General features: G+C 73.3%; 6 protein-coding genes. 4 read left to right on the forward strand and 2 right to left on the reverse strand.

The genetic code is table 11. The annotated features are described in order from the left end of the window. Genes ACIBH1_RS11620 through ACIBH1_RS11630 form a run of 3 tightly spaced genes read left to right on the forward strand, consistent with a single transcriptional unit; the run spans position 1 to position 7,493 of the window. Positions 1-1,161 (forward strand): peptidogalycan biosysnthesis protein, encoded by a 1,161-nt coding sequence (locus tag ACIBH1_RS11620; protein WP_397313627.1) that lies wholly within the window; start codon positions 1-3, stop codon positions 1,159-1,161. A gap of 25 nt (positions 1,162-1,186) precedes the next feature. Continuing rightward, a complete protein-coding gene (locus ACIBH1_RS11625) occupies positions 1,187-2,854 on the forward strand; it encodes a non-ribosomal peptide synthetase (RefSeq protein WP_397313628.1) in 1,668 nt (555 codons plus the stop codon). Next, on the forward strand, positions 2,838-7,493 hold the full coding sequence (locus ACIBH1_RS11630; protein WP_397313629.1) for an SDR family NAD(P)-dependent oxidoreductase: 4,656 nt from the start codon (positions 2,838-2,840) through the stop codon (positions 7,491-7,493). The genes ACIBH1_RS11625 and ACIBH1_RS11630 overlap by 17 nt, the downstream gene beginning before the upstream one ends. Here ACIBH1_RS11630 and ACIBH1_RS11635 read toward each other — a convergent pair. Next, positions 7,474-8,172, reverse strand: a complete 699-nt coding sequence (locus ACIBH1_RS11635) for a thioesterase II family protein (RefSeq protein ID WP_397313630.1) — start codon at positions 8,170-8,172, stop codon at positions 7,474-7,476. The two genes, ACIBH1_RS11630 and ACIBH1_RS11635, sit on opposite strands and share 20 nt — an antisense overlap. A 93-nt stretch (positions 8,173-8,265) precedes the next feature. Between ACIBH1_RS11635 and ACIBH1_RS11640 the strand changes: the two genes are divergently transcribed. Then, a complete protein-coding gene (locus ACIBH1_RS11640; RefSeq protein WP_397313631.1) occupies positions 8,266-8,988 on the forward strand; it encodes a sulfite exporter TauE/SafE family protein in 723 nt (240 codons plus the stop codon). Between the two features lie 3 nt (positions 8,989-8,991). Here ACIBH1_RS11640 and ACIBH1_RS11645 read toward each other — a convergent pair whose 3' ends face one another. Beyond that, on the reverse strand, positions 8,992-9,903 hold the full coding sequence (locus tag ACIBH1_RS11645) for an acyl-CoA desaturase (RefSeq protein ID WP_397313632.1): 912 nt from the start codon (positions 9,901-9,903) through the stop codon (positions 8,992-8,994). Between the last annotated feature and the right edge of the window lie 115 nt (positions 9,904-10,018).

Raw genomic sequence — 10,018 nt, forward strand, 5'->3', positions numbered from 1 at the left:
ATGGTCGCGGTGGTGGTCGAGCACCTCTCCTCGGTGGACGACGTCGCCGGGTCCGCGTGGGACGGCGTCGCCGACCCGCGCGAGCTGTTCCAGAGCCGTGCCTGGCTGCGCGCTCTCGAACGGTCCGGCGACGCGCCCGTCACGTACCTGATCGCCCGGCAACGCGGCGATCCCCGCATCCTGGCGGCCCTGCCGCTTCACGAGGTGCCGCCCAGCAGGGGCGACTACCTGTACTGGCCGGAGCTGCACTTCCAGGACCTGCTTTCGCACTCGCGCGGCGGACGGCTCGGCTTGCTGGCCGGATCGTGCGCGGGATTCGGCGCCAGGCTCATCCTGGACCGCGGCCTGCCGGCCCCCGTCAGGACGGCCGTCCTGCGCGCGTTACGCCAGGCCGCCGACGCCGTCGCGGCGGAACGCGGCCTGCCCTACACCTGCTTCCTCTTCCTCGGTCCCTCCGCGTGGAGGGACCTGGCGCCGGTCACCGGCGCCGGTGACGCCGTCCGGCTGGCGGGCGTCGCCCTGACCGAACTGGAACTGCCCGGCAAGGACTTCGACGACTACCTGGCGGCGCTGCCGCGCAACACCCGCACCAGCGTCCGCAGGGAGTCGGCGGCCTTCGCCAGGGAGTGCGAGAGCCTGACCGTCCCCCTGAGCGAGGCGCTCGCGACCGTCGCACCGATGATCGTCAACGTCCGGGCCAAGCACGGCATGGCCTACGGCGAGGCCACGGTCAGGCGACGCCTGGCGGCGTACGCGGCCGCCCTGGGGGACGAATCGGCCACGGCCCTGCTCTGCCGCGTGCGGGGCCGTACGGTCGGCGCGGCGGTCCTGTGCCGCTGGCACGACCGGCTCCACGTCACCGACTTCGGGCGCCTGGACGACCAGGCGCCCGACCCGTTCGTGTACTTCAACGCGGTGATCTACGAACCCGTCAGGCACGCCTACGCGGCCGGGCTGTCGAGCGTCGTCACCGGCGCGGGCGCCGAGCTGGGCAAGGCCAGGCGGGGCGCGGCCATCCACCCGCTGCTGCACCTGGCCTGGACGGCCGACGCCGATCGCCCGATCGACACCGCGCCCGCGGACCAACGCGCGCACCACTGGCGCACCCTGCGCGGCGCCCACCCCGGGTACTTCCACCCCGCCTGGGACGAGCTGCTGTGATGCGACCATTCAGGGAGACGACAGCGTGACCATCAGCACCGCCGCGCCGGCGCTCATCGGCCGGACCCCTCGAGACCAGGACAGCGTCGCCCTGGTCTGCGAGGAGCGTGAATACACCTTCGGCGACGTCGCCGCGCTCGGCGAGAGCACCGCCGACCTCGTGCGCGCCCACGGACTGGGCGGCCGCGTGGTCGGCGTTCCCGCCGAGCGCACCCCGGAGTTCGTGGCGCGGATCATGGGGCTCTGGAGCGCCGGGGCGATCCCGGCGATCCTGGGCGACTGGAGCCCCGAGCGCACCCGCGCCGCGCTGGCCGCCACCGGCGCCGCCGCCCTCCTCGGGCCGTCACTGGAACTCCTCGACACCGCCGCCGCGCCGTACGGCCGAGGGCCGCTCGACACCGTCACCATGCCGTACGGCCAAGGCCCGCTCGGCACCGTCGTGCCGTACGACCCGGGGCTGCTCGGTGAGGCCTGCCACATCCTGTTCACCTCCGGCACGACGGGCCGGCCCAAGGGGATCGTCGTCGGCCGCGCCGCCTTCGAGGCGGCGAGCCTGGCGTTCTTCAAGGAGCTGCCCGTCGACGAGTCCGACCGGGTCGCCTTCCTCAGCAGGCCGGGCCACGACCCGAGCCTGCGCGAGCTGCTGGCCCCCTGGCTCACAGGCGCGACGCTGGTCATCCCCGGCGACCGCGTCGCCGCCGATCCCCGGCTGGCGGCGGCCTGGCTCGCCGAACGGTCCATCACCGTGCTCCAGGCGACGCCGGTCCTGCTCCAGCTCATGGCGGGCGCGTCGGACGGTCCCGTCGAGAGCCTGCGCCTGGTCTGCTCGGTGGGGGCCAGGCTCACCGCCGCCGCGCTGCGGTCGGCGGCGGCGCTCGCGCCGCGGGCGGTCGTCGCCAACTGCTACGGCGCGTCGGAGACCCCGCAGGTGTTGTGCATGCACCGCCTGGAGCCCGGCGCCGTCGCGGACGATCCGGTGCCGATCGGGCGCCCGCTCGGCCACGCCGCCGTCCGCGTCGATCCGGAGGGCCGCCTGCACGTCGAGGCGGCCGCCTGCGCGCTCGGCTACACCGACGGCAGCCCGCTGCTGGCGGCCGGCCCCGACGGCGGCCTGTGGTACGACACCGGCGACATCGTGACCCGCCTGCCCGACGGCTCGTTGTGCTTCGTACGGCGCGCCGACCGGCAGGTCCAGGTCAACGGCGCCCGCGTGGAGCTCGACGAGATCGAGCGGGCGGCCATGCTCGTCCCCGGCGTCGTCGACGCGCAGGCGAGCTTCACCGAGGACAGCACCGGCGTGGGCTCGGTGCGCCTGACCGTCGTGCGCACCCCTGAGGCGACCGCCGGGGTCGACGAGCTGCGCGCGATGCTGCGCGCCTGCCTGGACCCCGCGGTCCTGCCGTCGAGCATCGAGGTGAGCGACCCGCTCTCCGATCCGCCAGGGCGAGACGAGGCGCAGGACCTGTGGGACGTCCTGCGCGACAGCGCCAGGTCGGCGCTCGGCCACGACCGGTTCGACCCCGACGAGGGCTTCTTCGAGGCCGGGTTCACCTCGATGTCCCTGATGCGTTTCGTCGCCGAGGTCTCCGCGCGGCTGGGTGTGGAGATCTCTCCCGTCCTGGTCTTCACCTGCCCCAATCTCAGAGCCTTCGCCGACCACCTGAGGGAGGACCACGATGGACAACCTCGCTGAGCCGATCGCCATCGTCGGGATGGCGGGCCGTTTCCCCGGGGCGCCCGACACCGCGCGGTTGTGGAGCAACCTTGTCGAAGGCGGGGAGGCGGTGCGTTTCCCCTCCGAGGACGAGCTCAGGTCGAGCGGTGTGTCAGGGGAGGCGCTGGCCGACCCGGCCTACGTGCGGGCGGTGGCGGAACCGGAGGGCCTCGACCTGTTCGACGCCGGTTTCTTCGGTCTGACCAGGCGTGAGGCCGAGGTGTGTGACCCGCAGTTGCGCCTCTATCTGGAGACCTGCCACGCCGCCGTCGAGAACGCCGGTTATGACGCCTCGGCGCTCGGCAGGGCGGGCGTGTTCTCCTCCGTGGCCGCCAACCGCTACGGCATCGGCCGGGTCCTGAAAGACCTGGAGGCGCTCAGGAGCGCCACCGGCATGGCCGTCGGCATGTGGAACAACCCTGACAGCGCCTCGACTCTCGTGTCGTACAAGCTCAACCTGCACGGCCCCAGCATGACCGTGCAGACCGCGTGTTCGAGCTCGCTCGTGGCCGTGCACCTGGCCGTGAACGCGCTGCGCCTGCACGAGTGCGACGTCGCCCTGGCCGGCGGCGCCGACGTGGAGTTCCCGGTCGGCCACGGCTACCGGTGGGCCCAGGACGGCCCGCTGAGCCGCGACGGCCACTGCCGTCCCTTCGACGCCTCCGCCACCGGCACGATCTTCGCCAGTGGCGCGGGCGTGGTGGTGCTCAAGCGGCTCGCCGACGCCGTCGCAGACGGCGACCGGGTCGTGGCCGTGATCCGGTCGGTGGCGGTCAACAACGACGGCGCGCACAAGGTCGGCTTCGCCGCGCCGAGCGCCGACCGGCAGGCCGAGGTGGTCCTGCGCGCCATGGAGGTCGCGGGTGTACGGCCGGCCGACATCGGCTACGTGGAGGCCCACGCCACCGCGACCCGGCTGGGCGACGCCATCGAGATCGCGGCGTTGCGCAAGGCGTTCGGCGCGCTGGAGCCCGGCAGCTGCCCCATCGGATCGGTCAAGGGCAACGTGGGGCACCTGGGGCACGCGGCGGGCGTCACCTCGCTGATCAAGGTCGCGCTGTCGCTGCACCACGGCCAGATCCCCGCCAGCATCAACCTCGACGAGGTCAACCCCTTCCTCGACCTGGGCGCCTCGCCGTTCTTCGTCAACGACGCGCTCCGGCCGTGGCCCCGATCGGGCGAGCGGCGGCTGGCGGGGGTCAGCTCCTTCGGCATCGGCGGCACCAACGCCCACGCCATCCTGGAGGAGGCCCCTGTCCGCGTCGCCGAGCCGTCGCCCGCCTCGCCGCAGCTGATCGTGTGGTCGGCCCGCACACCGGCCGCCGCCGAGGCCTACCCCGGGCGGCTGGCCCGCGCATTCGAGGAGGGCTCGGAGCCGCTGGAGAGCGTCGCGTTCACGCTCCAGCAGGGGCGCACGCCGCACCCCGTGCGTGGCGCGGTGGTCGCCGAGAGCCCGGCCGACGCCGCCCGCGCCGTCCGCGACGACGACAGGCGCATCGTCACGCCGCAGGAGCAGGTGGACAGGCGCGTGGTGTTCCTCTTCCCCGGCCAGGAGGCGTGCCACGACGGGATGGCGGCCGAGCTGCGGCGCACGGAGCCGGTGTTCGCGGCGGCCTTCGACGAGGCCATCGCCCACTTCGACGCCCCGGGGGCCGCGGAGGAGCTGTTCAGCGCCGACTACGCGCTGGGCCGGCTCTGGCTGTCGCTGGGCGTCGAGCCTGACGCGCTGCTCGGCGACGGCGTCGGCGAGCTGGCCGCCGCCGCGCTCGCCGAGGTGCACACGCTCGCCGAGGCCGCGCGCCTGGTGGGCGGCGCCACCGGCATCGAGGCCCGCCGCCCGTGCTGGCCGGTCCATCCGGCGGGGGAGCTCGACGCGGTGCTGGCCGACGGCGATCTGATCCTGCTGGAGGCGGGCCCCGGCCGCACGCTCACCACGCGGGCGCGCAGGCACCGCGGTCACGTGCTGGTGCCGACGCTGCCGAGCGGGCCGTCCAGGGCCGCCACCGAACGTGCCTCGTTCCTCAACGCCGTGGCCACGATGTGGACCCTCGGCGCGCGGATCGACTGGTCGTGCCTGGGTACGGCAGGCGCGCGCGAACGCGTGCCGCTGCCCGGCTACCCGTACCAGCGCGAACGCCACTGGATCGACCGCGTCAGCGCACCCGCCGCCCCCAGCGCCCCCGCGGCCGACGAGCTCGGCGAACCCGCCGGCCGCCCCGTCTTCCGCCTGCCCACCTGGGTGGAGACCGCCCCCGCCGCCCACCACGACACCGCCGTCCGGCCGCCCACCCTGGTGGTCCTGCCCGGCGACCCCGGCCGCGCGGACGAGCTGGCCGCCCTGTTCGGCCGCGCCGGATGGGACGCCACCTTCGTCCGGCACGACGACGACCTCGCAGGCGTCCTGGAGCAGCCGGTGCACTACCCCGAACTGGTCGTCGACGCCTCCCAGCTCGGCGACCTGGCGGAACCGGACCTGGACGGCATCGACGGCCAGCTCGACACCGGCTTCCACCGCGTCGTCACGCTGCTGCGCGAGGTGGCGTTGCGGGCCCCCGACAAACGTGCGCGCGACGTGGTCGTCGTCACCGCGCAGGCCGCCGACGTGACCGGCGGCGAGGCCGTGCACCCGGTGCGCGCCATGCTCCTCGGCCTGCTGCGCAGCCACATGCTGGAGAACCCGCGCGCCACCTGCAAGCTCGTCGACGTCCAGGACGGCGTGCTCGACGACCGCCTGATCGCCGAACTGGGCACGCTCAAACGGTCGGAGATCGTCGCCCTGCGCGGCGACCGGCGCTGGGTGCCGGGCGAGCGAGAGCTCCTTCCCGACGGCGCGGGCCCCGCCGAACTGCGCCGCGGCGGGGCCTACGTCATCACCGGCGGCCTGGGCGGCCTCGGGCTGGCGGTCGCGCGCGGCCTGGCCGGGACCGGGCTGCGGCCCCGCCTGCTCCTGCTGGGCCGTACGGCAGGCGAACGCGAGCCGGGCGAGCTCGCCGAGGTCAGGGCGCTCGGAGCCGAGTGCCACGTCGAGGCCTGCGACGTGACCGACGCCTCCGCGCTGCGCCGCGTGCTCGACTCCTTCGGCCACGTCGACGGGGTCTTCCACCTGGCGGGCGTCGCGGGCGACGGCATGATCCCGTTCAGGACCCGCGAGCAGATGACCGCGACCCTCGCCCCCAAGGTCCACGGCACGCTGGCGCTCATCGAGGTCCTGCGCGGGCGGCCCGACCTGGCCTTCTTCGTGGCCTTCTCCAGCCGCGCCGCCCTGCGCGGCCTGGTCGGCGGCGCCGACTACGCCGCGGCCAACGCCTTCCTCGACGCCGTGATGCGCCGCGGCCCGCTGGAGGGCTGCGCCTCGGTCACCGTCAACTGGCCGTCGTGGGCGGAGGTCGGGATGGCCGCCCGCCAGGTGCGCGATCCCGGCGTGCGCCGCTGGTCGGTCCCGCTGTCGACCGAGGACTACCCGATCCTCGACGAGCATCGCATGGACGGCATCCCCGTCCTGCCGGGCACGGCGCAGGTCGACTTCGTCCTGCGCGCCTTCCGCGAGAGCGTCGGGCAGGCGAACGGGCGGGCGGCGCAGGTGCGCCACATGGTCTTCCGCCGGCCGATCACCGCCCCCGGGCCGGTGACGCTCGAGGTGGGCTTCGAGCCGCACGACGACCTGTGGCGCTTCACGGTCCGCACGACGCACGCCGGAGGCTCCCACGTGCACACCACGGGCGAGATCCGCCCGGCGGACACGCCGGCCGCCACGGTCGACCTCGACGGGCTGCGCGCGTCGCTGCCCGACCGGCGCGTGCCTGTGAACGACGCGGGGAACCGGATGTTCACCATCGGCCCGCACTGGCCGGGCGAGGAGTTGTGGTCGTCCGGCGACGACCTCACCACCAAGCTCGCCGTGCTGACCTTCCCCGAGGCCTTCCGCCACGAGCTCGACGAGCACGCGCTGCACCCCACCCTGCTCGACGCCGCGGTGTCGCTGGCGCGCGACCCCGACCGCGAGCCGCCGCACGCGCCCTTCGCCTACCAGTCGATCGTGGCGCACCGCCCGATCCCCGCGCTCGCCTACAGCCACATCCGGCGCCGCCCGAGCGGGCCGGGCACGATCGTGGCCGACATCGACGTCGTGACGCCGCAGGGCGAGGTCGCCGTCGAGGTCAGGGGCTTCACCATGCGCCGCGTCGACGAGTCGATGGTCGCCGACCGCGACGACCCCGTGGAAGGGATCGTGCCCGCCGACGGGGTCGAGATGCTGATGCGCCTCCTGGCGGCGCCCAGCCATCGTCAGGTCGCGGTCACGATGGCGGGCCAGGACGCGGTGCTGAAGGAGGTGCCCGGCCGTACCGTGCGCGAGCGGCCCCAGGCGCCTGCCGCGGCGCCGGACTCGGAGCAGGCGTCGGTCGAGGAGCGGCTGGCGGCGATGTGGTGCGCGGAGTTCGGCCTGGACTCGATCGGCGACGACGAGGACTTCTTCGAGCTGGGCGGCGACTCCTTCACCGCCGTGGGGCTGGTGGAGGAGATCCGCAGGGAGTTCGGCGTGGACGTCGGCATCGCGGTGATCTTCGACCATCCGACGGTGGCCGCGCTGGGGCTGGAGCTCAAACGGCTGACGGGGTGAGCTCGGCGATCCACCCGCGCAGCGTCGCGGCGGCCACCTCCTCCACGATCTGGTGGCCGCCGTCGACCAGGTGCACCGACAGCCGTCCCGTGGTGTACCGGCTCCAGTCGCCCAGGCATTCGGCGTTCCAGGAGCTGGCATCGTGGCGCGCGCCGACCGCGACGATCGGCGCGTCGAGCACCGGGTGCGGGTCGGCCTCCAGGTAGCGGTTGAGCAGGTGGTACTCCGAGCGCCACAGGCGGGCGTAGTCGGCGAGCGCCGCCGTACCCACGATGTGCGGCGGCGCCTCGATCTCCTCGGCCAGCGCCCGGTCGGGCAGCTGCGCCAGCGGCGACAGGGGCGTGCGGTGGGGCGGGTACTGGCACATGACGACGACGCCGCGCAGCCGCCCTCCCAGGCGACGGCCGGCCTCCAGGCAGACCAGCGCGCCCATGCTGTGGCCGACGAGGACGACGCCGCTCACGTCCGCCGCCACGACCAGGGAGGCGAGGGCCGCGCCGCGCTCGTCGACGGAGGGCACCCGCATGGGCTCGCTCCAGCTGGCGCGGCGGATGACGGGGCTCGGGCCGGGCTCGTTCCACCGGTCGACGAACTTGGTGCGGCCTCCCAGTCCCGGGACGAAGACGATGGCCTCCGCGCTGTCGAATGCGGGGCTGACCACGTAATTCGCGGGCTCCATCTCGCGGTCTCCTATTCGCCGAATTGACCAATTTCCCAGTTCTTAGTAAATCCTGGCACATTTATATGGATCTATGGCAAAGTGAGAGAAGTGATGACGACGTTGCTTGCCGCCGCCGTGATCATTCTGATCGCCTCGACGGTGCATGCCGTGACCGGATTCGGATACGCCCTCGTCGCCACTCCCCTTCTCGCTCTCGCGGTCGACCCGCACACCGCCGTGGTCGCCACGACGCTGTCCGCCCTGGCCATGACCGTCACCATCGCCGTGCGCCAGCGCGAGCACGCCGAGTGGAAGGTCGCCATGATCGCCATGATCGGGATCGTGCTCGGCATGCCCCTCGGCCTGTGGGTGTACGGCATCGCCTCGGAGCAGGTGCTGACCGTGCTCATCGCGGTCGGGGTGCTCGTCTGCACGCTGATGGTGTGGCGGCAGGTGAAGGTGCCGGGCAGCGTCCCCGTCCTGGTCGGGGTCGGCGCGCTGTCGGGCGCGCTGTCGACCTCCACCGGCACCAACGGCCCGCCGATGGTCGCCGCCTTCCAGGGCATGGGCTACGACCCCGCCACCTTCCGCGCCACCCTGTCGGCGGTGTTCGCGGGCACCAGCGTGCTCAGCCTCGTCGGCTTCGCCGTGGCGGGCAAGGTCAACGCCGAGTCGTTGTGGATCGGGCTGGTGGGCGTGCCGGTGGTGCAGGTCGGCTACTTCCTGGGCGATGCGATCTTCAGCCGCATCGATCCTGACAAGTTCCGCAAGGTGCTGCTGGCCGCGCTGATCGTGAGCGCGATCGTCACCTTCGGAGCCGCGCTCAGCCGCTGACCTTCACCTCCGTTGCCTCTTCTCCATCCGCGCGGGATCCGGCCAGCGCACGTCGAAGGCCCAGCCGGCCCGTTCGAAGAACCGGATCAGCAGCGCGCTCGGGTCGAGCTGTCCCCGTAGCACGCCGTGGCGGGCGCACGTCGGCTCCGCGTGATGCCAGTTGTGCCAGCCCTCGCCCAGGGTCAGCAGCGCCACCCACCGCAGGTTGCTCGACCTGTCGCGGGTGCGGAAGGGCCGGTCGCCGAAGGTGTGCGCGAGCGAGTTCACCGACCACGTCACGTGATGCACCACGGCGTACCTGACGAAGCCGCCCCAGAACAGGGCCGTCCAGGCGCCCTCCCACGACATCGACCAGAGCCCGCCCGCCGCCGCGGGCAGGACGAAGGACAGGACCACCACCACGGGATAGGCCGCGTCGAAGCGCCGCACGTCGGGATCGGCCAGCAGGTCGGGCACCCAGTGGGCGCGGCTGGAGCGCCTGCGCGCGGTGTAGAACCAGCCGACGTGGGCGTGCAGCATCCCGCGCAACAGCGCGAAGCCGCTGTCGCCGTACCGCCAGGGAGAGTGGGGATCGCCCGGCTCGTCGGCGTACTTGTGGTGGCGGCGGTGCTCGGCCGCCCACAGCGTGACAGGACCTTCCACCGCGAGCCCACCGGCGATCATCAGGGCGATGCGCAGCGGCCTGCGGCACCGGAAGGCACGGTGGGTGAAGTGCCGGTGGTAGCCGACGGCGATGCCGAAGATGCAGACCACGTACAGCACGGCCATGATCACCAGATCGCGCGCCCCGATGCCCCAGCCCCAGACGGCGGGGATGGCGGCGGCCAACGCCACCACCGGAAGGATCAGGAGAATCAGCAGGTAGGCGGTTCGGCGTCCGGCGGTCACCGGCACGGTCTCCTCGGAAGGGCTCACCAGATCGATTCAACGACCCCGGGCCAGGAGACGTAAGTTTCCGGATGGTGATCGCACTGTCACTCTTCGGAGTCATTACTCCACCGATCTTCCCGGAGATCCTTACCAGGAGTCA

Source organism: Nonomuraea sp. NPDC050663 (assembly GCF_044456985.1).
Taxonomy (GTDB): domain Bacteria; phylum Actinomycetota; class Actinomycetes; order Streptosporangiales; family Streptosporangiaceae; genus Nonomuraea.

Coding starts and splice junctions, on each gene's coding strand:
- ACIBH1_RS11620 (WP_397313627.1), top strand. CDS start 1: ATGGTCGCGGTGGTGGTCGAGCACCTCTCCTCGGTGGACGACGTCGCC.
- ACIBH1_RS11630 (WP_397313629.1), top strand. CDS start 2,838: ATGGACAACCTCGCTGAGCCGATCGCCATCGTCGGGATGGCGGGCCGT.
- ACIBH1_RS11635 (WP_397313630.1), bottom strand. CDS start 8,172: ATGGAGCCCGCGAATTACGTGGTCAGCCCCGCATTCGACAGCGCGGAG.
- ACIBH1_RS11640 (WP_397313631.1), top strand. CDS start 8,266: ATGACGACGTTGCTTGCCGCCGCCGTGATCATTCTGATCGCCTCGACG.